General features: G+C 71.6%; 28 protein-coding genes. 13 read left to right on the top strand and 15 right to left on the bottom strand.

Annotated elements, in window-relative coordinates:
- Positions 1–35: 35 nt before the first annotated feature.
- Complete coding sequence (locus ACWEVP_RS43180; RefSeq protein WP_452068388.1) at positions 36–1,046, bottom strand: aldo/keto reductase; 1,011 nt, start codon at positions 1,044–1,046, stop codon at positions 36–38.
- A gap of 85 nt (positions 1,047–1,131) precedes the next feature.
- Here ACWEVP_RS43180 and ACWEVP_RS43175 point away from each other — a divergent pair, with 85 nt between their 5' ends.
- The gene (locus ACWEVP_RS43175) at positions 1,132–1,704 is read left to right on the top strand and encodes a TetR/AcrR family transcriptional regulator (protein WP_452068387.1); all 573 of its coding nucleotides are present in this window, start codon (positions 1,132–1,134) and stop codon (positions 1,702–1,704) included.
- On the opposite strand, the gene ACWEVP_RS43170 is transcribed toward ACWEVP_RS43175, so the two are convergent.
- Positions 1,688–2,902 (bottom strand): FAD-dependent monooxygenase, encoded by a 1,215-nt coding sequence (locus ACWEVP_RS43170; RefSeq protein WP_452068386.1) that lies wholly within the window; start codon positions 2,900–2,902, stop codon positions 1,688–1,690. The two genes, ACWEVP_RS43175 and ACWEVP_RS43170, sit on opposite strands and share 17 nt — an antisense overlap.
- A 77-nt stretch (positions 2,903–2,979) precedes the next feature.
- Between ACWEVP_RS43170 and ACWEVP_RS43165 the strand changes: the two genes are divergently transcribed.
- A complete protein-coding gene (locus tag ACWEVP_RS43165) occupies positions 2,980–3,513 on the top strand; it encodes a TetR/AcrR family transcriptional regulator (RefSeq protein ID WP_452068385.1) in 534 nt (177 codons plus the stop codon).
- On the opposite strand, the gene ACWEVP_RS43160 is transcribed toward ACWEVP_RS43165, so the two are convergent.
- From ACWEVP_RS43160 to ACWEVP_RS43140, 5 genes are read right to left on the bottom strand one after another with little or no spacing between them, the layout of a single operon-like run.
- Positions 3,510–5,132, bottom strand: a complete 1,623-nt coding sequence (locus ACWEVP_RS43160; protein ID WP_452068384.1) for an acyl-CoA dehydrogenase family protein — start codon at positions 5,130–5,132, stop codon at positions 3,510–3,512. The two genes, ACWEVP_RS43165 and ACWEVP_RS43160, sit on opposite strands and share 4 nt — an antisense overlap.
- Positions 5,116–5,721, bottom strand: a complete 606-nt coding sequence (locus tag ACWEVP_RS43155) for a TetR family transcriptional regulator (protein WP_452068383.1) — start codon at positions 5,719–5,721, stop codon at positions 5,116–5,118. Before ACWEVP_RS43155 ends, ACWEVP_RS43160 begins: the two co-directional genes overlap by 17 nt.
- A gap of 29 nt (positions 5,722–5,750) precedes the next feature.
- Positions 5,751–6,224 carry a DNA topology modulation protein FlaR gene (locus ACWEVP_RS43150; RefSeq protein WP_452068382.1) on the bottom strand — a complete coding sequence of 158 codons (474 nt, stop codon included), beginning with the start codon at positions 6,222–6,224 and terminating at the stop codon, positions 5,751–5,753.
- Between the two features lie 5 nt (positions 6,225–6,229).
- A complete protein-coding gene (locus ACWEVP_RS43145) occupies positions 6,230–6,865 on the bottom strand; it encodes a DUF1345 domain-containing protein (RefSeq protein ID WP_452068381.1) in 636 nt (211 codons plus the stop codon).
- 49 nt (positions 6,866–6,914) lie between these two features.
- Positions 6,915–7,478, bottom strand: a complete 564-nt coding sequence (locus ACWEVP_RS43140) for a helix-turn-helix domain-containing protein (protein ID WP_452068380.1) — start codon at positions 7,476–7,478, stop codon at positions 6,915–6,917.
- A gap of 43 nt (positions 7,479–7,521) precedes the next feature.
- On the opposite strand from ACWEVP_RS43140, the gene ACWEVP_RS43135 reads away from it, so the two are divergent.
- The 5 genes from ACWEVP_RS43135 (at position 7,522) to ACWEVP_RS43115 (ending at position 10,835) form a co-directional block, all read left to right on the top strand.
- Entirely contained in the window at positions 7,522–8,037 is a 516-nt protein-coding gene (locus tag ACWEVP_RS43135) for an N-acetyltransferase family protein (protein WP_452068379.1), read from the top strand.
- 31 nt (positions 8,038–8,068) lie between these two features.
- On the top strand, positions 8,069–8,515 hold the full coding sequence (locus tag ACWEVP_RS43130) for an SRPBCC domain-containing protein (RefSeq protein ID WP_452068378.1): 447 nt from the start codon (positions 8,069–8,071) through the stop codon (positions 8,513–8,515).
- On the top strand, positions 8,512–8,853 hold the full coding sequence (locus tag ACWEVP_RS43125; RefSeq protein ID WP_452068377.1) for an ArsR/SmtB family transcription factor: 342 nt from the start codon (positions 8,512–8,514) through the stop codon (positions 8,851–8,853). The genes ACWEVP_RS43130 and ACWEVP_RS43125 overlap by 4 nt, the downstream gene beginning before the upstream one ends.
- A gap of 2 nt (positions 8,854–8,855) precedes the next feature.
- A complete protein-coding gene (locus ACWEVP_RS43120) occupies positions 8,856–9,296 on the top strand; it encodes an SRPBCC family protein (RefSeq protein WP_452068376.1) in 441 nt (146 codons plus the stop codon).
- 558 nt (positions 9,297–9,854) lie between these two features.
- Positions 9,855–10,835, top strand: coding sequence for a tyrosine-type recombinase/integrase (locus ACWEVP_RS43115; protein WP_400873689.1), 981 nt, complete (start codon positions 9,855–9,857; stop codon positions 10,833–10,835).
- A 9-nt stretch (positions 10,836–10,844) separates the two neighbouring features.
- On the opposite strand, the gene ACWEVP_RS43110 is transcribed toward ACWEVP_RS43115, so the two are convergent.
- On the bottom strand, positions 10,845–11,216 hold the full coding sequence (locus tag ACWEVP_RS43110; RefSeq protein ID WP_452068375.1) for a hypothetical protein: 372 nt from the start codon (positions 11,214–11,216) through the stop codon (positions 10,845–10,847).
- Positions 11,217–11,282: 66 nt separating this feature from the next.
- On the opposite strand from ACWEVP_RS43110, the gene ACWEVP_RS43105 reads away from it, so the two are divergent.
- Positions 11,283–12,074, top strand: coding sequence for a glycerophosphodiester phosphodiesterase (locus ACWEVP_RS43105; RefSeq protein WP_452068374.1), 792 nt, complete (start codon positions 11,283–11,285; stop codon positions 12,072–12,074).
- A gap of 4 nt (positions 12,075–12,078) precedes the next feature.
- Here ACWEVP_RS43105 and ACWEVP_RS43100 read toward each other — a convergent pair whose 3' ends face one another.
- Positions 12,079–12,747, bottom strand: a complete 669-nt coding sequence (locus ACWEVP_RS43100; RefSeq protein WP_452068373.1) for a transglycosylase family protein — start codon at positions 12,745–12,747, stop codon at positions 12,079–12,081.
- 246 nt (positions 12,748–12,993) lie between these two features.
- Here ACWEVP_RS43100 and ACWEVP_RS43095 point away from each other — a divergent pair, with 246 nt between their 5' ends.
- From ACWEVP_RS43095 to ACWEVP_RS43080, 4 genes are all read left to right on the top strand, one after another.
- Complete coding sequence (locus tag ACWEVP_RS43095) at positions 12,994–14,394, top strand: MFS transporter (RefSeq protein ID WP_452068372.1); 1,401 nt, start codon at positions 12,994–12,996, stop codon at positions 14,392–14,394.
- Positions 14,395–14,508: 114 nt separating this feature from the next.
- A complete protein-coding gene (locus ACWEVP_RS43090) occupies positions 14,509–15,180 on the top strand; it encodes a thymidine kinase (protein WP_452068470.1) in 672 nt (223 codons plus the stop codon).
- A gap of 225 nt (positions 15,181–15,405) precedes the next feature.
- Entirely contained in the window at positions 15,406–15,753 is a 348-nt protein-coding gene (locus ACWEVP_RS43085) for an RNA polymerase-binding protein RbpA (RefSeq protein WP_003081521.1), read from the top strand.
- 103 nt (positions 15,754–15,856) lie between these two features.
- A complete protein-coding gene (locus ACWEVP_RS43080) occupies positions 15,857–16,867 on the top strand; it encodes an RNA polymerase subunit sigma-70 (RefSeq protein ID WP_452068469.1) in 1,011 nt (336 codons plus the stop codon).
- Here ACWEVP_RS43080 and ACWEVP_RS43075 read toward each other — a convergent pair whose 3' ends face one another.
- Positions 16,868–17,431: a dihydrofolate reductase family protein gene (locus tag ACWEVP_RS43075; protein ID WP_452068371.1), complete on the bottom strand. Its 564-nt coding sequence runs from the start codon at positions 17,429–17,431 to the stop codon at positions 16,868–16,870.
- The gene (locus tag ACWEVP_RS43070; RefSeq protein ID WP_452068370.1) at positions 17,419–18,096 is read right to left on the bottom strand and encodes an NUDIX domain-containing protein; all 678 of its coding nucleotides are present in this window, start codon (positions 18,094–18,096) and stop codon (positions 17,419–17,421) included. The genes ACWEVP_RS43075 and ACWEVP_RS43070 overlap by 13 nt, the downstream gene beginning before the upstream one ends.
- 48 nt (positions 18,097–18,144) lie before the next feature.
- Between ACWEVP_RS43070 and ACWEVP_RS43065 the strand changes: the two genes are divergently transcribed.
- Positions 18,145–18,885: a DeoR/GlpR family DNA-binding transcription regulator gene (locus ACWEVP_RS43065; RefSeq protein ID WP_452068369.1), complete on the top strand. Its 741-nt coding sequence runs from the start codon at positions 18,145–18,147 to the stop codon at positions 18,883–18,885.
- Here ACWEVP_RS43065 and ACWEVP_RS43060 read toward each other — a convergent pair.
- From ACWEVP_RS43060 to ACWEVP_RS43045, 4 genes are all read right to left on the bottom strand, one after another.
- Complete coding sequence (locus ACWEVP_RS43060) at positions 18,827–19,612, bottom strand: PIG-L deacetylase family protein (RefSeq protein ID WP_452068368.1); 786 nt, start codon at positions 19,610–19,612, stop codon at positions 18,827–18,829. The two genes, ACWEVP_RS43065 and ACWEVP_RS43060, sit on opposite strands and share 59 nt — an antisense overlap.
- Before the next feature lie 61 nt (positions 19,613–19,673).
- The gene (locus ACWEVP_RS43055) at positions 19,674–20,441 is read right to left on the bottom strand and encodes a polyprenol monophosphomannose synthase (protein ID WP_452068367.1); all 768 of its coding nucleotides are present in this window, start codon (positions 20,439–20,441) and stop codon (positions 19,674–19,676) included.
- Between the two features lie 26 nt (positions 20,442–20,467).
- Positions 20,468–22,078 carry an apolipoprotein N-acyltransferase gene (gene lnt / locus ACWEVP_RS43050; RefSeq protein ID WP_452068366.1) on the bottom strand — a complete coding sequence of 537 codons (1,611 nt, stop codon included), beginning with the start codon at positions 22,076–22,078 and terminating at the stop codon, positions 20,468–20,470.
- An 11-nt stretch (positions 22,079–22,089) separates the two neighbouring features.
- Positions 22,090–23,685, bottom strand: coding sequence for an amidohydrolase (locus ACWEVP_RS43045; RefSeq protein ID WP_452068365.1), 1,596 nt, complete (start codon positions 23,683–23,685; stop codon positions 22,090–22,092).
- Between the last annotated feature and the right edge of the window lie 48 nt (positions 23,686–23,733).

The raw sequence follows: 23,733 nt of genomic DNA, 5'->3' as shown, positions 1-23,733 counted from the left end.
GGGGCCGGTCTTTCCCGCGCGCCCGCCCGGTTTCGCTACGCGGCGGCGCGGTCGGCGAGCGGACGGCGGCGCAGGTCCGGCCGGCTCAGCCACGGCGGCTGGTAGGCCTGGTCGAGGACCCCGACGTCGGTGCCGGGCGGGACGATCTCGTCGATGCGGTCGAGGAGGTCGTCGGACAGGGTCACGTCCACACCGGCCAGCAGGTCGTCGAGGTGGGCCGTCGTGCGGGCGCCCAGGAGCGCGCTCGTCACGCCGGGGTGGGCGATGGTGAACGCCATCGCGAGGTGGGTCGGGGGCAGGCCGGCTTCCGCGGCGAGGGCGGCGAACTTCCCGGCGACGGCGAGCCGGGTTTCGTCGTCGAGGTGGCGGACCAGGCCGGCGCGGCGCAGCTCGCCGGGTTGCCGGCCGGTGAGCAGGCCCTGCCCGAGCGGGCCCCAGACGAGGGTGCCCATGCCGAACCGCTGGGTCGCGGGCAGGACCTCGCGTTCGATGCCGCGGTTGAGCAGCGAGTAGACCGGCTGTTCGGTGTGGAAGCCGGTCAGGCCGCGGCGGGACGCGGACCACTGGGCTTCGACGATGCCGGCGGCGGGGGTCCCGGACGCGCCGATCGCGCGGACCTTCCCGCTGCGCAGCAGGTCGTCGAGGGCCGCGAGCGTCTCCTCGATGCCGGTGTCGGGGTCGGGGCGGTGCAGCTGGTAGAGGTCGATGTGGTCGGTCCGCAGGCGGCGCAGGGAGTTCTCGACCGCGGTGACGATCCAGCGCCGGGACGCGCCCTGGTGGTTGGGGTCCTGCCCGGTCGGGCGGCCGAACTTGGTGGCGAGCACGACGTCGTCGCGGCGGCCTTCCAGGGCTTTGCCGACGATCTCCTCGGAGTCGCCGTAGGCGTCGGCGGTGTCGACGAAGTTGATGCCGGCGTCGAGTGCCTTGTGCAGGACGCGGGCGGAGTCGCTGGGGTCGGCGTTGCCGATCGACGTGGCGAACATCAGGGTGCCCAGGGCGTAGGGACTGACCTGGATGCCGGTCCGGCCCAGGGTGCGGTACTGCATGGGAGCTCCTCGGGAGTACGCTAAGCGGAAAGCTTTTCCGCAACTATACGGAAAGCCTTTCCGCTTAGCTACCACGAGGAGGACCGTGACCGGCAGCAGCACCCCACGGCGTCGCCGGGCCGACGCGCAACGCAACGTCGACGCGCTGCTCGACGCGGCGAAACGCGTCTTCGCCACGTCCGGGGTGGATGCACCGGCGAAGGAGATCACCGATCTCGCCGGGCTCGGCGTCGGCACGCTCTACCGGCACTTCCCGCAGCGCGCCGACCTGGTCGCGGCCGTGCTGCAGCGCGAGATCGACGTCCTGGCCGACGCCGGGCCGGCGATCAGCGCCGGGCACGCGCCCGCGGCGGCGCTGCGGGAGTGGCTGCGGCGCTACACCGAGCTGGTCGGCACCAAACGCGGGCTGGCCACGGCGCTGCACTCGGGCGACCCGGCGTTCGACGCCCTGCCGGGCTACTTCATGGAGCGGATGGAACCGGTGCTGGCCACCCTGCTCGAAGCGGCGGCCGCGGCGGGGGAGGTCCGCGCCGACGTCAGCGCGAAGGACCTCCTGCACGCCGTGGCCCTGCTCTGCCAGCCCGTGCGCGGCGAGGACCTGACCTACAACCAGCGGATGGTCGCGGTCCTCGCCGACGGGCTCAGCCCACGGGCGTGACGGCGTAGTCCCCGACCCGCATCGAGTCGTGCATCCGCACACCGCCGGTGTTGAGCTTCGCCAGCGCCGTCGTGACCCGGGCCGGGAGCGCCGACACCAGCTGCCCGCCGCGCGCCAGCGCCCAGACGCCCGCCCGCGAACCGGGGATCAGGCTGCGGGCCGCGCCGACGGCGAACGCGCGGCTCTTGCGCACCAGCTCGCCCATTTCCCGTTCGTAGGCGGCGAAAGCGCGCTCGTGGTCGCCCCCGGCCGCGGCCAGCTCACCGGCCAGCACGTACGCGCCGAGCACGGCGAGACTGGTGCTGCCGCCGACCGCGGGCCCGGGGCAGTAGCCGGCGTCGCCGACGAGCGTGACCCGCCCGCGCGACCAGCTTTCCAGCCGCAGCTGGGTGATCGAGTCGAAGTAGAACGGGCCCGGGCCGTCCAGCTCGGCCAGCCAGGCGTCGACCTGCGGGTGCATCCCGGCGTAGGCCTGGCGCAGCAGCTCCTTCTGCCGCGCCAGGTCGCGGTGGTGGTAGTCCAGCTGCCGGTCGCGGCGGAACAGGAACACCGCACGGGCCTCGTCGAGGTGGCGGGCGCCGTAGATCCCGGCGGTGCGCCCGGCACCGAGGTGGATGACGGTCTCCCCGTCGCCGAGGCCGAGCGTGTCGGGCAGCGACAGCACGGCCAGGTAGGCCCCGATGAACTTCGTCAGCCCGGCTTCCTCGCCGAAGGTCAGGCGCCGGACGTTCGAGTGCAGGCCGTCGGCGCCGACGACGAGGTCGAACTTCCGCGGCGCGGCGTGCTCGAAGGTGACTTCGGCGTCGGGAGAGATCGCCGTGATCGAGTCGCCGAAGAGGTACTCGACGTCGTCGCGGCCGGCGTCGTAGTAGATCTCGCTGAGGTCGTCGCGCATGATCTCGACGTGCCGTTCGGAGGTGGCGCGGTAGATCTTCGTCAGGTCCACCCGCGCCGGCCGGCGGGCGCCTTCCCGGTGCAGCGTCATTCGCGTGGTGCCGGTCTTGAGGGCTTCGACGCGCGGGAGCACGCCCATCTTTTCGGTGATCTCCACGGCCGGCCGGAAGAGGTCGACGGCGTGGCCGCCGGTCTTGCGCAGCTCCGGGGCGCGCTCGACGACGGTGACGTCGAAGCCGTGCCGGGTGAGCCAATAGGCGAGGACCGGGCCGGCGATGCTGGCGCCCGAGACGAGGATCCGCATGAGTACCTCCCTGACTTAACGGTAGGTAAGTTGTACCACAGCTCCTTACCTATCGTTAAGTCAGTTATGCTGGGCCGGTGCCGAAACCCTCCGACACCAAGCAGCGCATCCTCGACGTCGCGCGCGAGCTGTTCGCGACCCAAGGCGTGCAGCGCACCAGCCTCCAGGACATCGCCGACCGGCTGGGCATCACCAAACCCGCGCTCTACTACCACTTCCCGTCCCGCGACGACCTCGTCCGCAGCATCATCCAGCCGCTGCTCGACGACGGCGAGCAGTTCCTCCTCGCCCACGAGGCGCGCGGCGACACCCCGGCGCGGGAGCTGATCGAGGGGTTCTTCGACTTCAACCACCGCCACCGCGCGCCGGTGATCATGCTGCTGGCCGAGATGCCGACACTGGCCGACCTCGGGCTCATCGACCGCGTGCTGGGCTGGCGCAAGCGGCTCACCGAGCTGATCTGCGGCCCGCAGCCGTCACTCGAGCAGGCCGCCCGCGCGGTGCTCGCGCTGGGCGGCCTGCAGGACGTCTGCATGCAGTTCCCCGACGCCCCGGTCGACGACCTCAGGGCCGCCGCGGTCGCCGGCGCCCTCGACGCACTCGGCCGCTAACGCACCGCGGCGCGGTCGATGATCGCGGCCGTGTCCACCCCCGCCGGCAGCGTGCCGAACGCGATGCCCCAGTCCCCGCCGAACCGGGACGCGCAGAACGCGTCCGCGACCGCCGGGTGCCCGTGGCGCACCAGCAGCGACCCCTGCAGCACCAGCGCCATCGCCTCGACCAGCCGCCGGGCCCGGTACTCGATGCCGTCGAGGTCGGTCAGCTCCTTGCGGACCCGGTCCACGGCGTCGTCGAGCCGCGCGTCCCCGCCGGCCGCCCGCTCGACCTCGGCGAAGAACGCCGCGACCGACTCCGGCTGCTTGCCCATGGCACGCAACGCGTCCAGCGCGGCGACATTGCCCGAGCCCTCCCAGATCGACGACAACGGCGCCTCGCGGTAGAGCCGCGGCATGCCCGACTCCTCGACGTAGCCGTTGCCGCCGAAGCACTCCAGCGCCTCGGCCGCGTGCATCGGCGCGCGCTTGCACACCCAGTACTTCGACACCGCCAGGCCGAGGCGCCGGAACGCCTGCTCCTGCCCGTCGTCGCGCCGGTCGCCCGCCGCGGCCAGCCGCATCGCCACCGTCGTCGCCGCCTCCGACTCGACGACCAGGTCCGCCAGGACGTTGGCCATCAGCGGCTGGTGGAGGAGCGCCTTGCCGAACGCGTACCGGTGCGTCGCGTGGTGCACCGCGCGCACCGCACCCAGCCGCATCCCCGACGCGCTGCCGAGCGTGCAGTCCAGCCGGGTGTTGTTGACCATCTCGATGATCGTGCGGACCCCACGGCCCTCCTCGCCGACCAGCCAGCCCACCGCGTCGTCGTACTCGATCTCCGACGACGCGTTCGACCGGTTGCCCAGCTTGTCCTTCAGCCGCTGCAACCGGATCGGGTTGCGCGAGCCGTCGGGCAGGACCCGGGGGAGCAGGAAGCACGAGAGCCCGCCGGGGGCCTGGGCCAGCGTCAGGAACATGTCCGACATCGGCGCCGAGGTGAACCACTTGTGCCCGACGAGGGTGTAGCCGCCATCGGCGGACGGTGTCGCCGTGGTCGTGTTGGCCCGGACGTCGGAGCCGCCCTGCTTCTCCGTCATCGACATACCCGCGATCAGGCCGCGCTTGGAGCTCGGCTCGCGCAGCCCGAAGTCGTACTCGGTCGCCGCCAGCAACGGCTCGTACCGCGCGGCCAGCTCCGGGTTCGCCCGCAGCGCCGGGATCGCCGCGTACGTCATCGAAATCGGGCAGCTGTGCCCGGCCTCGACCTGCCCCCACACGTAGAACTTCGCCGCGCGCGCGGCGTGCGCCCCCTCGCGCGGGTCCTGCCAGGGCGTGCCGTGCAGCCCGTGCGACACCGCGACCGTCATCAGGTCGTGCCAGTGCGGGTGGAACTCGACCTCGTCGATCCGGTGCCCGTACCGGTCGTGGGTGCGCAGCACCGGCTCGTTCTCGTTGACCAGCCGCCCCCACTCCTGCGCCTGCTCGCTCCCGGCCAGCCGGCCCAGCTCGTGCAGCTCCTCCGCCGCCCAGCCCGCCCCACCGCGCTCGAGCCCGGCCACCAGCGCGGGATCGTCGGCGACGTCGTGGCCCACCAGCGGCGGGACCTGGTTGGTGACCTCATGCGTGGCGGGCATCGGAACCTCCTAGAGCGCGGACGACGAACGTGCGGAGCTCGGCGACGTCACCGGCGTTGCCGCTGGTCAACGGGCCGATGAGAACTTCGGCCGCCGCGCCGACCAGCGCGGCGGCGGTGAGCCGGCCGTCCTGCGGCGGCAGCACGCCCTCCTTCACGCCGGCCGCGACGTGTTCGGCGACGACCTCGGTGAACGCGCGCCGGAACTCCAGCCGCTCGGCATCGATCAGTGCGTCGACCGGCTCGGCGAGCAGGGCGTAGGCCTGCCTCGGGGCTTTCAGGGCGCGCTGGGCGAAGGTCTCGAACACCGCCACGACCCGCTCGGCGGGCTCACCGGGCTGCGCCGACACCGCCCGCACCGCCTCGACCTCCCGCGTCACGACCTGCCGGAACACGTGCACGACCAGGTCGGCCTTGGTGGGGAAGTGCTGGTAGACGCTCCCGACGGCAACCCCGGCGCGCTCGGCCACCGCGGCGACCGAGCAGCCGCCGTAGCCGTGCTCGGCCAGCTGCTCGGTAGCGGCGGCGACGATCGTCGCGCGCTGAGCGTCCAGGCGTTCCTGCACCTTCGGGGTACGGCGGTACGGCACGTCAAGAAGTGAAGCACCGATTCATTGCTTCAGTCAACGGCTCGAGCCGACCTGAGGAACGCCCGCACCGCCCGCGGCGACCGCAGCTCCACGACGTCCACCCCGGACTCCGCCAGCACCCGCCGCACCCCCGGCAGGTGCCGCCACCGGTAGGTCAGCACCCACCACCAGAAGTCCCACCGCTCCCGGCCCCTCCGCAAAGCCCGCCACGCACACCGCACCGGCGACAGGTTCAGCAGCACCACCGTGTCCGCCGCCGCCAGCCGCACCTCGAGCACGTCGTACGGCCCCAGGTCACCGTCCAGAATCCACTCCGGACCCGCGACCAGCCCCCGCTGCGTCGCCACCCACTCCGCGCGCGAAAGCCCCACCGGGCCCGGCCGCCAGAACACCGAGTCCAGCTCCACCACAAGCAATCCCGTCCGCACCCCCAGCCGCCGCGCGAAGACCGACTTCCCCGCCCCGCCGCAGCCCAGCACCAGCACCCGCTCCACACCGGCCATTGTCGCTACTTCCCGGTGATCACACCCACCGCGATCCCCAGGATCGCCGTGTTGTAGACGAACGACACCACGCTGTGCGTCAGCACCGTGTACCGGATCGGCCGCGCCCGGACCTCCACATCGGACGTCGCGAACGAAGTCCCCACCGTGAACGCGAAATACGCGAAATCCAGCAGGTTCGGCTTCTCAGTCCCCGGGAACCGCAACCCCGCCTCCGCCCGGTGGTGCAGGTGCGCGTACCGGTCCGCGTACCCGAAGTGCAACAGGATCCACGCCGCCAGCACCGCCGGCACCGCGCACACCTGCAACGCGAACGCGTACTCGTCGTCCTCCTCCGCGATCGCGTTCGCCACCAGGATCAACCCGCCCGCCGACATCCCCACCACGCTCACCAGCACCGTCGCCGCGAAACTCGACCGGCGGCCCAGCAGGCTGTGCAGCCACGCCGGCTCCGCGTCACCCGCCACCCGGTACCGCCGGATCCGCAGGAACCGCGTCCCGATCACCGCCACCGCCAGCACGTCCCACGCCAGCAGGAACACCACGTCCAGCCCCGTGTCCGGCGCCAGCAACCAGCCCAACCCCAGCAGCACCAGCACGAACTCCGCGCACTGGTACCAGAACCTCCGCAGACGACGCACCGCGCGAAGCTAACCGCCACCGCCCGCCACGGCACCCCGGATCACCCGCTCAGGTGGCCCGCTTCACCAACGCCACCAGGTACCGGCAGGGGAGCGGCCCCGGGTTCACGAACACGCAGTCCGCCGCCGCCCCCAGCTGCAGGCAGTCCCCAGCGGCCAGCTCGTGCACCTGCGTGTCCTCGAGGAACCGCAAGTGCCCCGCCAGCACCCAGATCTGCTGGTGCAGGAACGCATACGTCCCCGCCGCCAACGGCACCTCCGCACCCGGCGGCAGCTCGACCTCCACCAGCTCCAGCGGACGCCCGCCCGCGGGGGAGACCGCCCGCCGCCGGTAGCCGGTGTCCGGATCCACCCACACCGGCTGCTCCGCCGCGCGCACCAGCCGCCGCTCGTCACCCTCCGCGCGCGCGATCAGCTCCGACAACGTCATGCCCAACGCCGCCGACAGCTTCGCCAGCAACGCGGCCGTCGGCTGCACGTCACCCCGCTCGATCTTGCCGATCATCGCGCGCGAAACCCCGGACTGCTCCGCGAGCACCGCCGCCGACAGACCTCGGGACGTACGAGCCGTGTGCACAGTGGCCGCCAGGCGAGCGGTCAGGGGATCCGTCATAAACCTGGATACTATACGACCCAAATTGGCTACCATCTGAGCCATGATTCGAGACGCCCTCCCGGCCGACGCCGCCGCCTGCGCCGCCCTCTATGCGCCCTACGTCACCGACACCGCGATCTCCTTCGAAACCGAACCACCGTCCGCCACCGAAATGGCCCACCGCATCGCCCACGCCCACGCCTGGTTCGTCCTCGAAGACGACGACCACATCGCCGGCTTCGCCTACGCCCACCCCTTCGCCGAACGCGCCGCCTACCAGTGGGCCTGCGAAACCAGCATCTACCTCGAACGCGGCCGCCGCCGCACCGGCGCCGGCCGCGCCCTCTACGAAAACCTCTTCGAACGCCTGCGGGAGAAAGGCTTCTGCTGCGCCTTCGCCGGCATGACCCTCCCGAACGACGCCAGCGCCGGCCTGCACCGCGCGCTCGGCTTCGAACCCGCCGGCGTCTACCGCCGCGTCGGCTGGAAACACGGCGCGTGGCACGACGTCGCCTGGGTCCAGAAAGACCTTCAAGCAACCGATGGTTGCGCGTCGCCGCCGGCGCGGCTACCGTAACGAGCAACCAAACGTTGCACGAGGAGCCGACATGGACCACGGAACACTCGAACGCGAAATCCACATCGACGCCAGCCCCGACATCGTCTTCGACGTCGTCAGCAACCCCGAACACGTCCGCGACTGGTGGACCGACGAAGCCGACTACCCCGTCGAACCCGGGGGAGCGGGCCACATCGGCTTCGGCGGCACCCGGATCGGCTTCACCGTCGTCGACGCCATCCCGCCCAAGCTCTTCTCCTTCCGCTGGACCCACGCCGAAGGGGAGACCGCCGCACCGGGCAACTCGTTCCTCGTCGTCTTCGAACTCGAACCCACCGCCAACGGCACCCGCCTGCGCATGACCGAAACCGGCTTCCGCGAACGCGGCTGGGACGAAGCCAAGATCGCCGCCGAATACGCCGACCACGTCAGCGGCTGGGACCACTTCCTGCCCCGCATCCCCGCCTGCGCCGCCAAGGCCGGAGCCGCACGGTGAGCACCGCCGTCGACGACGACCTCTGGTCCGCCATCGGCGACCCCACCCGCCGCCGCCTGCTCGACCTGCTGCTCAGCGCCGGCGGGGGAACGGCCACCACCCTCAGCGAACACCTCCCGGTCACCCGCCAGGCCGTTGCCAAGCACCTCGCCGTCCTCGACCGCGCCGGCCTCGTCCACGCCCGGCCCGAAGGACGCGAAAAACAGTTCCGCGTCGACGAAACCCAGCTCGCCCGCGCCGCCGCCCAGCTCGCCGACGTCGGCAAGACCTGGGACGCCCGCCTGCAGCGCGTCAAGCGCATCGCCGAAACCATCGAACGGAAGAAGAAGGAGCAGTAGAAATGGACATCCTGCACCGCATCGGCGTCCACAACGCCACGCCGGAGAAGGTCTACGACGCACTCACCACGATCGACGGCCTCGCCGGCTGGTGGACGGAAAAGACCGAGGGGGAGACCGCACCCGGTGGCGTCATCGCCTTTCGCTTCATCCCGGGCGGCTTCGACATGAAGGTCCTCGAACTCGATCCGGGCAGACTCGTCCGCTGGGAGGTCGTCGACGGACCGCCGGAGTGGATCGGCACGACGATCCGCTGGGACATCGAGCAGCGCGACGACTACACGATCGTCTTGTTCAAGCACGAGGGCTGGCGCGAGGCCGTCGAGTTCATGCACCACTGCAGCACCAAGTGGGCGATCTACCTGATGAGCCTGAAGCGGCTGCTGGAGACCGGGGAAGGCGCCCCGGCACCGCGGGACGTGATGATCAGCGACTGGCACTGACGTTACTTGACATAATGTACATTATCGGCACTTGAGGACACGCTGGGACGCCGAGCCGGGAGGGGTGCCGAGGGCGGGAAATGCAGGAGACACGTTCACTTCGTCAGGACGGCTTCTCCTCAGGTTTCCGGCGAGCCGTCCGTCCCTCCAGTCCCTCGAGAGCACCAGAGATTCCCCTGAAGGCCACGAGAAGGCCGCAGGAGCACCCCCTCGGAGCCGTTGAGCCGACGTCGGACCACCCGACCTCAAAACGTCACGGTGACGAAACTATGGTGACCGATCCGGCGTTGCGAAGCCCGCCGGTGACGCTCACGTGGCGGCCCGCCGAGGTCTCCCTGGATACCCAGCTTTCCCAGGCCGGCGGTCCAGCTGCAGGTTATCGAACACCTGTGCGCATCCCCGCTGCGCGCATCAAGGGGTGTCTCGGCGGCCGGAATCGTCGCGGAGAGAGTCCCGGATCCCCCAAGGGCCCGATCCGGGCCAAACCGGCATTTCATGCATAATGGCAATTATGCATGAAATGGGGAGAGTGACCCGGCGGCCGAAACTGTCGGTGGTGTGCGGTACAAGATCCACATGAAGGTTTCCGAGGCCCAGCAAGCCTTCTTCGCGGCCCGCCGGCCCCGCAAGGACTCTCCGCACACCACCGACGCCTACCGCCGGGACCTCGCCGGGATCACCACTCTCCTGGTTTCGGAACTGGGGCGCCCGGCCGAAGACCTGGATGTCGCCGACCTCACCGGGCCGGCGCTGCGGGCGGTGTTCGGCGTGTTCGCCGACGGGCACGCGAAGAGCTCGGTCCTGCGCGCGTGGTCGACGTGGAACCAGTTCCTGACGTTCTGCGTGGCGGACGGGCTGCTGGAGGGCAATCCGATGGGGGCGGTGGCGCGGCCGCGGACGCCGGCGTTGACGCCGAAACCGTTGCGGGGTGAGGAAACCCCGGAGCAGCTGCTGTCGGCGGCGGCCGCGGGTTCGCGGCGGGCGCGGGATCCGTGGCCGGAGCGGGACGTGCTGGTGATCGCGCTGGGGCTGGTGGCGGGGTTGCGGGCGGCGGAAATGCGGGCGCTGACGGGCCGGTCGCTGGTGGGGCGCGCGGGTGAGCTCCGGTTGCACGTGAAGGGGAAGGGCAGCCGGGACCGGTCGATCCCGGTGCAGCCGGTGCTGGCGGAGCTGATCGAGCGGTACCGGGAGTCGTGCCGGGTGCGGTTCCCGAGTGTGCGGTTCTCCCCTGGTTCGCCGTTGCTGCTGGACCGGTCGGGTGAGCCGATCGGGCGGGGTGCGCTGGAGTACCTGGTGAAGTCGTGTTACCGGGGTGCGGGGTTGCACGACCGGGTGCCGGTGGGGGCGAATCTGCACGCGCTGCGGCACACGTTCGCGACGCGGTTGGCGGAGGACGGGGCGTCGGCTTCGGAGATCATGGCGTTGCTGGGGCATGCGAGTTTGGCGACGAGCCAGAACTACATCGAGGCGACGGGTCGCGAGCAGCGTGCGGCGGCGGCGAGCAACCGGACGTACCGGGCGCTGGACGGTTTGGGCTGATCGTGGGGGTCAGCGGAGTTGTTCGAGGTCCTTGGCGGCGTGGGCGATCTCCTGGGCGAGTCCCCGGAGTTCTCGGGGGTCGGCGCCGTCGTCGGCGGCGGTGACGATGTCTTCGGCGGCGCAGCGCAGCTGGAAGAGGCGGTCCTGGAGGGCGGCGATTTCGGCGTCGGAGAGCACGACGGCGTCTTCGGGGAGGCCGCTTCGCTGGAGTGCGGTGCGGCGTTCGTAGGCGCGCTGGCGGCAGGATTGGCCGCAGTAGCGGCGGCGGCGGCCGACGTTGCCCGCTTCGGGCAGGCGGCGGCCGCACCAGCCGCAGTGCTTGGGGGCGCCGCGGCGGGCGGGGGCGGGTTCGAGCTGGATCGGTTCGGCGGCTTCCCTCACCCGGGAGACCCTAGCTGGCCACCGGTTGCTCATGCCGGGGTCATGGCGGAAGGGCACACTTGGGGGATGCAGGCGTCGTATCCGTACCTGGCCGATCCGGTTCCCCGTGCGTTCGCGCACCGGGGGTGGCACCTCGACGAGCTGGAGGGGCTGGAGAACTCGTTGCCGGCGTTCCGGCGGGCGTGTGAGGAGGGGTACCGGTACCTGGAGACGGATGTGCACGCGACGGCGGACGGGGTGGTCGTGGTGCACCACGACGCGAACCTGGACCGGACGACGGACGGGTCGGGTCCGATCGCGGCGCAGACGTGGGCGCAGCTGAAGAACGTGAAGGTGGGTGGGAAGGCTCCGCTGTCGCGGCTCGAGGACGTGCTGGAGGAGCTGCCGAACGCGCGGTTCAACGTCGATGTGAAGGCCGATCGGGCGGTGGAGCCGTTCGTGGGGGTGCTGGAGCGGACGAAGGCGCACGACCGGGTGGCGGCGGCGGCGTTTTCGGACGCGCGGCTGGTGCGGTTGCGGAAGCTGGCGGGGCCGGAGCTGGTGACGGCGATGGGGCCGCGGTCGGCGTTCGCGTTGTGGGCGCGGGGGAAGCTGCCGCTGCTCCCCCTGGGCCGGCTGGTGCTGGGGGCGATGGCGCAGGTGCCGGTGCGGCAGGGGGCGTTGCGGGTGGTGGACAAGGCGTTCCTGTCGATCGCCGGGCGTTCGGGGGTCGAGGTGCACACGTGGACGATCGATGATCCGGCGGAGATGCGGATGCTGCTGGACCTGGGGGTGCACGGGATCGTGACGGACCGGCCGGATCTGCTGCGTGAGGTGCTGGTGGAGCGGGGCAAGTGGCAGCAGTCCCAGGAGCCGTGAGGCGTCAGCGGGGTGGTTTGCCGGTCCAGGCGGCGTCCCAGGTCTTGGGGCCGAGCAGGCCGCTGTCCTTGATGCCGTTGGCGCGTTGGAGGTCGAGGACGGCGGTGCGGGTCTTTTCGTAGTAGCAGCCGGTGCCGGTGAAGCCGTAGCCGAAGGCGTTCATGCGCAGCTGGAAGGTTTTGAGCGGGGTGGCGCAGTCGCCGTAGGAGTAGACGACGCCGGGCCAGGCGGGTTTGGGGCCGCCGGGGCCCGGTGGCGGGGTGGGGAGTCCTCCCCCGCCGATGTAGGCGGCTTCGGCGTAGGTGGGGACGCGTTTGCTGCGGGCGTCGGCGTCGCCGGCGAGGTTGAGCATGCCGGCGCACTGCCAGGGTTGCCAGCCGCGCATGCGGTAGAGGTAGAGGGCGCGGTAGTCCTGTTCGGCGGGGGCGGCCTGGTCGGGGCGGCCGGTGCCGCCGACGCTGCGCCAGGTGGGCAGGTCGAACTGGTAGGCGCCGTAGTAGCCGTTGCCGGTGTTGGTGGCGTAGCGGCCGCTGGATTCGCACATGCGGAGCTTGGCCCAGGCGCTCGACGCGGGGTCCGCGGAGGCGGCGGCTGGGGTGGTGAGCTGCAGACCCAAGGCGGTGAGGGCGAGGAGCAGGACTCTCGCGGCGGTGCGTCTGCGGTTTTGGATCATGCGGTGCACAGTAGGAGCGTGTCCCACTGACCACAAGGGACACACTGCGCGCCTCAGTCTCACATGAAACACCGTTCACTTCTGTTTGCGACACGCCGTGCGGGGTGGTTCGTGATTGCCCCGGAAGTGGCGGATGGGCGTGAAGCGACAAAGCGGACACGGTTTGGGCGGGCCGGGTCCTTCGCGTTGCGAAGGACCAGTAGTCTCCGCGCTGACCTGGAAGTTTCCGACCTCGAGGAGCCGTGGATGACGCTGGCCGGGACGCGCTCGACCAAGCGCGAGCGCTGGGGCTGGTATTTCTACGACTGGGCGAATTCGCCGTTCTATTCGTCGTCGACGACGGTGTTCGGCGCGCTGTCGATGAGCGGGATCGCGGCGGCGGACGCGAAGACGAACTTCACCCTTAACGGGGACCGCCCGTGTGTCGACGCGGCGGGCAAGACCGACACGTTGCACAACTGCGACGTGACGTTGTTCGGGTTGCACTTCCCGGCCGGTTCGGTGTGGGGGTACCTGCTGTCGGTGGCGACGGTGGTGCAGGTGCTGGTGCTGCCGATCGCGGGTGCGGTGGCCGACCGGAGCCACAACAAGCGGCGGATCCTGGGCGGGTTCGCGTTCCTGGGCGCGGCCGCGGCGGCGGCGTTGTTCTTCTTCGCGGGGTCGGACTGGCAGCTGGGTGTGGTGCTGTTCGTCGTCGCCAACATCGGGTACGGCGGGTCGCTGGTCGTCTACTACTCGTTCCTGGTGGACATCGGGGGGCCGGACGAGCGGGACGACATCTCGGCGAAGGGCTGGGCGTTCGGGTACCTGGGCGGCGGGCTGGCGCTGGCGTTGCAGCTGGGGTTCTACCTCGGGCACGACTCCTTCGGTGTCAGCGAGGGCATGGCGGTGCAGATCTGCTTCCTGACCTCGGGGCTGTGGTGGGCGGCGTTCACGGTCCCGGCGGTGCGGGCGCTCCCCCGGCGGCACGAGCCGGTCGACGTCGTGCCGGGGAAGTCGGTGTTGCGGGCGGGCTTCGCGGAGCTGCGGCAGACGCTGGTGTCGGCGAAGGCGTTCCCGTTGACGCTGGCGTTCCTGGGCAGCTACCTGATCTTCACCGACGGCATCAACACCGTGGTCACGGTGTCGGCGCAGTACGGCAAGGACGAGCTGGGCTTCGGCAACAGCGTGCTGATCGTGACGATCCTGGTGATCCAGTTCGTGGCGTACCTGGGCGGGACGCTGCACGGGCTGGTGGCGCGGCGGATCGGGGCGAAGCGGACGATCCTGGGCAGTTTGGTGCTGTGGGTGGTGGTGCTGGCCGGGGCGTACTTCGTGCAGCCGAAGCAGATGCTGCAGTTCCTCGCGGTGGCGGTGGGGATCGGGCTGGTGCTCGGGGGAACGAACGCGCTGTCGCGGTCGTTGTTCAGCCAGATGATCCCGGCGGGCAAGGATGCCCAGTACTACTCGCTCTACGTCGTGGGCGAGCGCGGGACGTCGTGGCTGGGGCCGCTGGTGTTCGCCGGGGTCGGGCAGGCGACGGGGTCGTTCCGGCTGGCCATCGTGGCGCTGGTGATCTTCTTCGCGGCGGGGTTGGTGCTGGTCTGGCTGGTGCCGGTGCGGCGGGCGATCGTGGCGGCGGGCAACACCCCGCCGGAGGTTCTGTAGGTCCCGATAGGGTCGGGCGTCGTGACCTTGGTGAACGACCGTCCGACCGGCCCTGATCCCACCGACGCGTTGTCGTCGGTTCCCGCGGCCGGGTCGCGGCGCGGGACGCCGCCGGTGGGCAGGCTGAAGTTCTGTTACGGGCCGATGGACTGCGGGAAGTCGACGCTGGCGCTGCAGATCGACCACAACCACGCGCGGCAGGGCCGGCGGGGGCTGGTGCTGGTGCGCCACGACCGGTCGGGGGCGCCGCAGATCTCGAGCCGGATCGGGTTGACCCGGCAGGCGGTGGAGGTCGGCGAGGACACCGACGTGCGGGATCTGGTGCGGCAGGAGTGGGCGCGCGGGCAGCACGTGGACTACGTGGTGGTGGACGAGGCGCAGTTCCTCTCCCCCGGGCAGGTCGACCAGCTGGCGGAGCTGGCCGACGAGGTCGAGATCGACGTGTACTGCTTCGGCATCGCGACGGACTTCCGGAGCCGGCTGTTCCCGGGTGCCGCTCGTCTGTTCGAACTGGCGGACGAGTTGCAGCCGGTTCAGGTGGAGGTGCTGTGCTGGTGCGGGCTGCCGGGACGGTTCAACGCGCGGGTGCTGGACGGCGAGGTCGTGCGCGAGGGCGACACCGTTGTGGTGGCAGATACCGAACAATCCGTAGTTGAATCTTCAGCTTTGGCCGATTTTGAGGCCGAAAACGCTACCGTGCGTTATCAGGTATTGTGCCGCCGCCACTTTCGATCGGGTGACTTGGGGCCCGTTACTGGTCGTCACGGTCAGTTACGGTTGACCTGACGTGGGTGCCAGTAGCCCATCCGGGGGATATCAGCACTAAGAAGGCCGTATTGACGTCACGCCGAAGCGCGAAACGCCTCCTACTAGAGGAAGCTGATGCCGAGGGGTGATGCAGCTCATCGTGAGCAACGACATGGTGGCCCGGGAATCCTCGGGGCCCCCGAGTCGTTGCATAGGGTGAGCATCACCCTGGCTCCACCCGGAGCTGACTGAAAGGACCCCATCATGGCCGACCGTGTTCTTCGTGGAAGCCGGCTGGGAGCGGTCAGCTACGAGACCGACCGCAACCACGACCTCGCCCCACGCCGCACCGTGCGCTACGCCTGCCCGAAGAACCACGAGTTCGAGGTGCCGTTCTCCGACGACGCCGAGATCCCGACGGTCTGGGAATGCCGCCTGCACGGCAGTGAGTCGGAGATCGTGGATGGCGGGCAGCCCGAGCAGAAGAAGGTCAAGCCGCCGCGCACCCACTGGGACATGCTGCTCGAGCGGCGCACGATCCCCGAGCTCGAGGACCTGTTGAACGAACGTCTCGCCGAGCTGAAGGGCCGGCGGACCTCCCGGTCCGCGTAACGCCCTGAGCGTCGGCCCGTAGCCACCGCTCCCACCACAACGGAAAGGCCCCCGCGACCTCCCCCCGCGGGGGCCTTTCGCATGCCCGGCCACGACCGCGCCGATCAGGAATCCCCCGCCACGCCGTCGGTACTGTCAGCCCCTCTCGCACCGGTGGAAGGAACGACGACCCATGACCGACGCGGCGCGGTTCGCGCTTCTCGCGGAGCGCCACCGGCGCGAGCTGCAGGTGCACTGCTACCGGATGCTCGCGAACTACGAGGACGCCCGGGACCTGACGCAGGAGACGCTCCTGCGGGCGTGGCACAAGCGCGAGTCGTTCCAGGGCCACGCCACCCTGCGGACCTGGCTGTACCGGATCGCGACGAACGCCTGCCTCGACTTCCTGGACAAGCGCACACCGGTGCCGTTCGGGCCGCCGGACCCCGGCTCCGAGCTGCCGTACCTGCAGCCCTACCCCGACCGGATGCTCCCCGAGGACCCGCAGGAAGCGGCGGTGGCGCGGGAGACGATCGAGCTGGCGTTCATCGTCGCCGTCCAGCACCTGCCGCCGCGGCAACGGGCGGCGTTCATCCTGCGCGACGTCCTCGGCTGGCCGGCGCCGAAGGCCGCCGATGCCCTCGAGCTGACCGTCGCCTCGGTGACCAGCGCCCTGCAGCGGGCGCGCGTGACGGTGCGCGAACAGCTGCCCGGCCGCCGCCTCGACTGGCGCAGCCCCGCCACCCACGAGCTGACGAGCGACGAACGCGCCGTGGTGAGGTCCTACACCGACGCCCACGAGCGCAACGACCTCAAGGGACTGACGTCCCTGCTGCGCGACGACCTGCGCTTCGCGATGCTGCCCGACCCCGGCACCGTGACCACGACGGCCGAGGAGGCGGTGGACGGCTGGGTCTCCGGCGGGCTCTTCCAGCGTGGCCACGACGACTGGCGCGGTATCACCACGACGGTCAACCGCATGCCGGCCGCCGCGCTGTACCTGCGCACCCCCGGCGCCCCGGAGCACCGGCTCTTCGCCGTCGCGCTCCTGCACGTCGTCGACGGGAAGATCGCCGAGCTCACCGGGTTCGACGCCGGGGGCAAACCCTGGCTGGGCCTGCCCCCGGCGCTGTGATCACCTCGTCGCGTACCGGGCCAGCACCACGCCGCCGGGGAACGTCCGCGTCTCCACCAGGCTCAGGTTCACCCAGCTGTCCAGCGCCGTGAAGAACGGGGTGCCGGCGCCCACCAGGACCGGGTGGGTGACCAGCACGTACTCGTCGACCAGCCCGGCGCGCACGGCGGCCCCGGCGAGCGTCGCGCCGCCGATGCTCATCGGGCCGCCGTCCCCGGCCTTGAGCCGGGTGATCTCGGCGACCGCGTCCCCGGTGACCAGCCGGGTGTTCCAGCCGACCTCGCCGACCGTCGAGGAGAACACCACCTTTGGCGTGTCCCGCCAGTTGCGCGCGAACTCGATCTCCGCCGGCCCGGCGTCGGGCTGCCGGTCGCCGGTCGGCCAGTAGGAGCTCATGGTCTCCCAGAGCTTGCGCCCGTACAGCGCCGTGCTCATGGCGAGGTCGTGGTCGAGCCAGAACCGGAACAGCTCCTCGCTCGGCGCGCCGCTCCAGCCGATGTCGTCCCCGGGCGCGGCGATGTAGCCGTCCAGGGTCAGGTTCATGCCGAAGATCAGTTTCCGCATCCTGCCAGCCTCCTGTGGGTCGATCTCCCCGGTACGGACGGGCGGGGCGCGAGAACCTGATCGGTGCGGAACGGGCCGCGCAGGGCAGCCCACTGGAGCAGCATGATGGTCTTCGCGTCGGCGATCTCGCCGGTTTCGATCATCTTCAGCGCGTCCTCGAAGCGCAGCTCGATCACTTCGATGTCCTCCCCCTCCGCCGCGATCCCGCCGCCCGCTCCCCGGTCCGCCGGGTCGTAGGGCGCCGCGTAGCAGTGCAGGCGCTCGGTCACCGAGCCCGGGCTCGTGTAGACGTCGAACACGTGCTCCAGCGCGCCGATCCGCACGCCCGTCTCCTCCTGCGCCTCCCGGCGGATCGCGGTCTCCGGGTCGTCGGCGTCCAGCAGGCCCGCCGCCGTTTCCACGAACATCCCGTCCGGGTGGTCGTTGACGTAGACCGGGTAGCGGAACTGGCGCGTCAGCAGCACCGTGCCGCCGGCCGTGTCGTACAGCAGCACCGTCGCGCCGTTGCCGCGGTCGTAGGTCTCACGCTGCTCGGTCGTCCAGCGGCCGTCGCGGTGCCGGAAGTCGAACGTCGTGCGCCGCAGCACGTACCACGCCGAGGACAGCAGCTCCACGTCCCGGACCCGGACGCGCGGATTGCGGGACAAGCTTGGCGAAGAGGTCATGCCGCGACCATAATGTGCAGGACTCGGCGGAAACAAGGAGGATCGTGCATGTTGGTCGGGGAACGTCGTGACCTGCTGCTGGCCCGGCTCGCCGCGGACGGCAAGGTACTGGCCAAGGACGTCGCGGCCGAGCTGGGCGTCTCGGAAGACAGCATCCGCCGGGACCTGCGCGACCTCGCCGCCGCCGGGCTCTGCCAGCGCGTCTACGGCGGCGCACTGCCCGTCTCCCCCGCCGTCGCCGACTACGCGAGCCGCACGGAGATCGCCGTCGACGGCAAGGACCGGGTCGCCGTGGTCGCCGCCGGGCTGGTCCAGCCGGGCTCGACCGTCATCCTCGACGGCGGCACCACCACCCTCGCCGTCGCGAAAGCCCTGCCCCGGGACCTCGAGGCCACCGTCGTCACGCACAGCCCGACCGTCGCCGTCGCCCTCCTCGAACACCCGGGCATCGACGTCTTCCTGCTCGGCGGCCTGCTGTTCCGGCACTCCGCGGTCACCTGCGGCGCCGCCGCCGCCGAGGCCGCCCAGGCGATCAGCGCCGACGTCTTCCTCCTCGGCGTCACCGGCGTCCACCCCGAAGCCGGTTTCACCACCGGCGACGCCGAGGAAGCCGCGATGAAGCGCACCCTCGCCCGGCGCGCGGCCGACACGTTCGTCCTGGCCAGCGCCGAGAAGATCGGCGCGGCCTCGCGGTTCGCCGTCCTGCCCTTCACCGACGTCGCCGGCGTGATCACCGACGCCGAGAACGTGCAGGAACTTGCAGAGCGGGTGCCGATCCTGTCCGCGTGACCTCGACGTACCACTCCCGGCCCGCCACCACCGCGAACAGCGGCGCCGGCAGCCACACCAGCAGGCGCAGCACCGCCGCGAGCCGCCCCGAGCCGCGGACGTCGGACACGTGCGCCGCCAGCGCCGCCTGCTTGCGCCCGGCGAAGCGCCGCACGTCGAACCGGTGGGTGACGGACGCGGCCGGGCTGTAGACCCGCTCGAGCGCTTCGGCGTCGTAGTCGAACGGGATCCGCAGCGCCCGCACGACCCGGACGAACCGCCGCGCGAAGTCACGCGGCATCGTGGCCTCCAGCAACCGCGTTCCGGTCAGCCGGGCCGCCCGCCGCGCGACTTCGTGCACCTTGACGTGGTCGCGGTGCCCGTAGCCTCCGTTGGCGTCGTAACCGAGCAGCAGGCCGGCGCGCTCCTCGTGCAGGATGGCCGCGAGCCGGTGCGCGGCTTCCTCGGTGTCAGCGCGGGCGAAGCGCTGCCGTCCGGGCGGATCCGCGTACAGCTGCGGCCCGTGCCCGCTGTCGGCGTACCCGAGGTGCACGACGCGCCGGACGCCCAGGATGGCCGCGCTCGCCTCCAGCTCGGCCCACCGCGGGGTCGGGTGCTCCGCGGACATGCCGTCGGTGGCCACGACGACCACCACCCGGTGCCCGTCGGCCGCGGCGCGGGCCAGGGTGCCGCCGCTCAGCAGCACGGGGTCGTCGGCGTGCGCGTGGAAGGCCACGATGGTCGTCATCGGCCCCATGATGGCCGAGGACGGGCGAAATCGGCATGAGCGCCGAACGGGACCGCGCGGCTCAGCGGCGCTTGACCAGCCGGCGCAGCTGCTGCCAGCGCCGCTCCGCGCCCCACGTGGCCACCCGCAGGAACGCCTCGCGGATGATCGAGCCGCTCATCTTCGACTCGCCGATCTCGCGCTCGGTGAAGGTGATCGGCACCTCGACGATCTCGAACCCGGCGTCGGCCGTGCGGATGGTCAGGTCGATCTGGAAGCAGTAGCCGTGCGAGTTGACCTCGTCCAGCGCCAGCTTCTCCAGCACCGGGCGGCGGTAGGCCCGGAAACCCGCGGTGATGTCGCGGGTGCGCATGCCCAGCGCGATCTGCGAGTAGATGTTGGCGCCGCGCGAGAGCACCTGGCGGTTGAGCGGCCAGTTCACCACCGCCCCGCCCGGCACGTACCGCGACCCGATGGCCAGGTCGGCGTCGCCGACGGCGTCCAGCAGCCGCGGCAGGTCCTCCGGCGCGTGCGAGCCGTCGGCGTCCATCTCGACGATCGTGTTGTACTCCCGCGCCAGGCCCCAGCGGAAGCCGGCGATGTAGGCGGCGCCGAGGCCGGCCTTCTCCGTGCGGTGCAGCACGTGGACGTGGTCGTTGGCGGCCGCGCGCTCGTCGGCCAGCTCGCCGGTGCCGTCCGGGCTGCCGTCGTCCACCACGAGCACGTGCACGTCCGGGAGTACCTTGTGCAGGCGATCCAGGATCGGGCCGAGGTTCTCCCGCTCGTTGTACGTCGGGATCACCACCAGCACCGGCTCGATTTCCCGGGCCCCCCGCGGCGCCTGCGACATCCGTGCTCCTCCGATATCCGCGACGGTCAGTCCGCCGCTTCCCCTGCCGTGCCGGCGCTGCCGCGCCGGGTGCGAAAACGGAGCACGAGCCCGCCGGCCACCCCGGCGATCGCCAGTGCCAGCAGCCCGTACTCCGTCCACGCACCGAGTCGATCCGACAGCGTAGTCTGCGTCCGCAACGGGACGCGCCCGACCAGGGAATCGGCGGTGAAAAGGCCCGTTGAGCTGGTAACCGTCCCGTCGGGGGCGACGATCGCGCTCACTCCTGAGACGGCGGACACCACGACGGCGCGGCCGTGCTCGACCGCCCGCAGCCGCGACATGGCCAGCTGCTGGACGCTCATTTCGCTCTCGCCGTACCAGGCGTTGTTGGTCGGTACCACGAGCACCTCGGCGCCGTCGCGCACGGCGTCGCGGCCCGGGTAGTCGAACGCGGCCTCGTAGCAGACGAACACGCCGACCTTGGTGCCCGCGACGGCCATGGCCTGGTTCGTGCCGTCCCCGGGGACCATGTCGACGGTTTCGGAGTCCAGGAACGGCGTGACGAGCTCGGCGACCTTGCGGGCCGGCACGTACTCGCCGAAAGGCACCAGCTGCTGCTTCGCGTAGCGCGGCCCCGGCCCGGAGTTCGGGTCCCAGGCGATCACGGAGTTCTGCAGGTGGCCGTCCGGGAGCTGGTAGAGCGCGCCGATCAGGGCGGGCACGCCGAAGTCGGCCACGAGCTGGTCGACCTGCGGGTCGGGCCCGGTGACGGTCGTCGCGCTCTCCGGCCACAGCAGCAGGTCCGGCTTCGGCAGCGTTCCGGCGCGGATGGCGTCGAGCAGCCGTTGGCTTTCGGCGATGGTGTTGCGGCGCAGCAGCGCGCGCTCGCCTTGTAGCGCCAGCCCGATGTCCGGGGCGTTGCCCTGCACGGTCGCGATGGTCCGCTCGCCGTCCTGGGCGCCGGTGCCGATCGCCGGCCACAGCGCCAGGCCCGCCACGACGGGCAAGAGGGTGCCGAGGGCGGCGAAGACGGCCGGACGGGTCGCCTTGCGCGTCTCCCACAGGCGCGCGGCGAGCGCGGCGAGGCAGAAGCCGCTGAGGACGACGGCGAGACCGACCAGTGGCGCGCCGCCGATCGAGGCCAGCGGCAGGAACGCGCCTTCGGGCTGGCTGAACGCGACCCGGCCCCACGGGAAGCCGCCGAAGGGGAACCACGCGCGCGGGGTCTCCAGCGCGATGAACACCAGCGCGGCCCACAGCGGCGCGGCGGGCAGGCGCGAGACCCACGTGATGAGACCGCCCGCGAGACCGTAGTAGAGCGCCAGCGCGAACGACAGGCCCAGCCACGGCCACGGCCCGAAGTCCGGGCCCAGGAAGTCCAGCAGCCACGTCAGCAGCGGCAGGAAGAACACGAACCCGAACGCGAAGCCGTAGCCGAACGCGCCGCGGAAGGTCCGGCCGCGCAGCACGAGCGCGAACCCGGCGAAGGCCAGCGGCGCCAGCCACCACAGCGGGCGCGGGGCGAAGCTCAGGTAGTAGGCGAAACCGGACACCAGCGCCGCGGCCAGGCGCAGCGCCCAGGCGCGCGGGAACCGCCGGGTTCGCGAAGGTTGGTGCGAGGCGCCCGGTTCGGGGTCGGCCACGGTGACTGCCACGGGTGCCAACTCTAGGAGATCGCGTCGTGGAGGACCGCACCCGCGCGGACCGTGCGCAGGCAGCGCGGGAGAGCGGCATCCGGTTCCAGCCGGGGCAGGGGCGGCACGCCGGCGCGCGGATCGGTGGACCAGCGCTGCACGCGGCTGTCCGGGGTGGCCACGACGAGGTCGGTGGCGTCCCAGATCGCGTAGTGCGCCGGCGCGCCGGGGACGAGGCTGCCGGTGACGCCGTCGTTGACCCCGGCGGCCCGGTGCCCGGCGCGGGTGTGAGCGGTGAACGCCGCGCGCGGCGACAGACCGGCGCCCGGGGTCCGGTGGTAGGCGGCCGCGCGGACGCTCGCCCACGGATCCAGCGGCGTGACGGGCGCGTCGGAGCCGAAGGCCAGCAGGACGCCTTCGGCGGCCAGCGTCGCGAAGGGGTTGAGCCCGGCCGCACGGTCCGCGCCCAGACGTTCGGCGTACATGCCTTCGGTGCCGCCCCACAGCGCGTCGAACAGCGGCTGCATCGACGCGACGACGCCCCAGCCGGCCAGCAGCTTGGCCTGCTCGGCGGTGACCATCTCCAGGTGCTCGAGGCGGTGGTGACGGGCCGCGAGCGCGCGCTGCCCGACCTCCTTCTCGGCCAGCCGGAAGCCTTCGACGACTTCGGCGACGGCGGCGTCGCCGATGACGTGGAACCCGGCCTGCAGCCCGGCTTCGGTGCAGGCGGCCAGGTGTTCGGCGATGCGGTGGGCGTCGAGGTAGAGCGTGCCTTCGCTCGGGTGGTCGGCATAGGGCCGCGTCAGGGCGGCGGTGTGGGAGCCGAGGGCGCCGTCGACGAACAGGTCGCCGGCCAGGCCGCGAGCCCCGAGCGCCGTGGCGGTCTCGACGGCGCCGAGTTCACCCCAGTAGCCGACGACCTCGGGCGTGGCGGGGCCGGCGAGGGCGAACAGGGCGGCGAGGTCGTCGCGGCCGGAGATGTCGGGGCCGGCGCATTCGTGGACGCTGACGATCCCCTGCTTCGAGGCCTCGGCGAGGAAGGCCCGCTGGGCGCGGTCACGCTGCTCCGGGGTGATGGCGGCGCGCACCGCGGCGCGGACGGCGTGGTGCGCGCCGCGGGTCAGCGGGCCGTCGGGTGACCAGCCGTCGGCGTCGCGGGCGGCCGGCGCCAGCTCGACCAGCGCGGTGGAGACCAGCGCGGAGTGGACGTCGACGCGGCTGAGGTAGACGGGCGTGCCCTCGGCGGCGGCGTCGAGCTCGGCGCGGCTGGGCAGCCGCGAGTCGGTCCAGCCGCTCTCGTCCCAGCCGTGGGCGAGCAGGACCTGGCCGGGGACGACGGCGTCGCGCACGCGGGCCAGCAGCTCGGCGCCGCTGTGGACGCCGGTGAGGTCGAGGCCGGTCAGGTGCAGGCCGGTGGCGGTGGCGTGAACGTGCGCGTCGACGAAGGCGGGGGCGACGAAGGCGCCGTCGAGGTCGACGATCTCCGCGTCCGGGTGCAGGGCGCGGGCCGGGGCGTCCTGGCCGATCCAGACCACGGTGCCGCCGGTGACCGCCATGGCCGTGGCGTCCGGGCCGGCGGGGGTGTAGACGCGCCCGCCGAGCAGGAGCGTCGTGTGTTCGTCCGTCACGCCCTTGAGTCTGCCTCCCCGGCCGGGCCCCTCCGCCACCTGGGGGAA

The organism is Amycolatopsis sp. NPDC003865, from assembly GCF_053605345.1.
The sequence above is the reverse complement of the archived record's forward strand: the minus strand, read 5'-3'. Positions and strand labels throughout refer to the sequence as shown.

What these genes read in the sequence shown, in the direction of transcription:
- ACWEVP_RS43180 (WP_452068388.1), bottom strand. Translation starts at nt 1,046, where the DNA reads ATGCAGTACCGCACCCTGGGCCGGACCGGCATCCAGGTCAGTCCCTAC.
- ACWEVP_RS43170 (WP_452068386.1), bottom strand. Translation starts at nt 2,902, where the DNA reads ATGCGGATCCTCGTCTCGGGCGCCAGCATCGCCGGCCCGGTCCTCGCC.
- ACWEVP_RS43160 (WP_452068384.1), bottom strand. Translation starts at nt 5,132, where the DNA reads ATGCCCGCCACGCATGAGGTCACCAACCAGGTCCCGCCGCTGGTGGGC.
- ACWEVP_RS43150 (WP_452068382.1), bottom strand. Translation starts at nt 6,224, where the DNA reads ATGGCCGGTGTGGAGCGGGTGCTGGTGCTGGGCTGCGGCGGGGCGGGG.
- ACWEVP_RS43140 (WP_452068380.1), bottom strand. Translation starts at nt 7,478, where the DNA reads ATGACGGATCCCCTGACCGCTCGCCTGGCGGCCACTGTGCACACGGCT.
- ACWEVP_RS43135 (WP_452068379.1), top strand. Translation starts at nt 7,522, where the DNA reads ATGATTCGAGACGCCCTCCCGGCCGACGCCGCCGCCTGCGCCGCCCTC.
- ACWEVP_RS43130 (WP_452068378.1), top strand. Translation starts at nt 8,069, where the DNA reads ATGGACCACGGAACACTCGAACGCGAAATCCACATCGACGCCAGCCCC.
- ACWEVP_RS43120 (WP_452068376.1), top strand. Translation starts at nt 8,856, where the DNA reads ATGGACATCCTGCACCGCATCGGCGTCCACAACGCCACGCCGGAGAAG.
- ACWEVP_RS43105 (WP_452068374.1), top strand. Translation starts at nt 11,283, where the DNA reads ATGCAGGCGTCGTATCCGTACCTGGCCGATCCGGTTCCCCGTGCGTTC.
- ACWEVP_RS43100 (WP_452068373.1), bottom strand. Translation starts at nt 12,747, where the DNA reads ATGATCCAAAACCGCAGACGCACCGCCGCGAGAGTCCTGCTCCTCGCC.
- ACWEVP_RS43095 (WP_452068372.1), top strand. Translation starts at nt 12,994, where the DNA reads ATGACGCTGGCCGGGACGCGCTCGACCAAGCGCGAGCGCTGGGGCTGG.
- ACWEVP_RS43085 (WP_003081521.1), top strand. Translation starts at nt 15,406, where the DNA reads ATGGCCGACCGTGTTCTTCGTGGAAGCCGGCTGGGAGCGGTCAGCTAC.
- ACWEVP_RS43075 (WP_452068371.1), bottom strand. Translation starts at nt 17,431, where the DNA reads ATGCGGAAACTGATCTTCGGCATGAACCTGACCCTGGACGGCTACATC.
- ACWEVP_RS43070 (WP_452068370.1), bottom strand. Translation starts at nt 18,096, where the DNA reads ATGACCTCTTCGCCAAGCTTGTCCCGCAATCCGCGCGTCCGGGTCCGG.
- ACWEVP_RS43065 (WP_452068369.1), top strand. Translation starts at nt 18,145, where the DNA reads ATGTTGGTCGGGGAACGTCGTGACCTGCTGCTGGCCCGGCTCGCCGCG.
- ACWEVP_RS43060 (WP_452068368.1), bottom strand. Translation starts at nt 19,612, where the DNA reads ATGACGACCATCGTGGCCTTCCACGCGCACGCCGACGACCCCGTGCTG.
- ACWEVP_RS43055 (WP_452068367.1), bottom strand. Translation starts at nt 20,441, where the DNA reads ATGTCGCAGGCGCCGCGGGGGGCCCGGGAAATCGAGCCGGTGCTGGTG.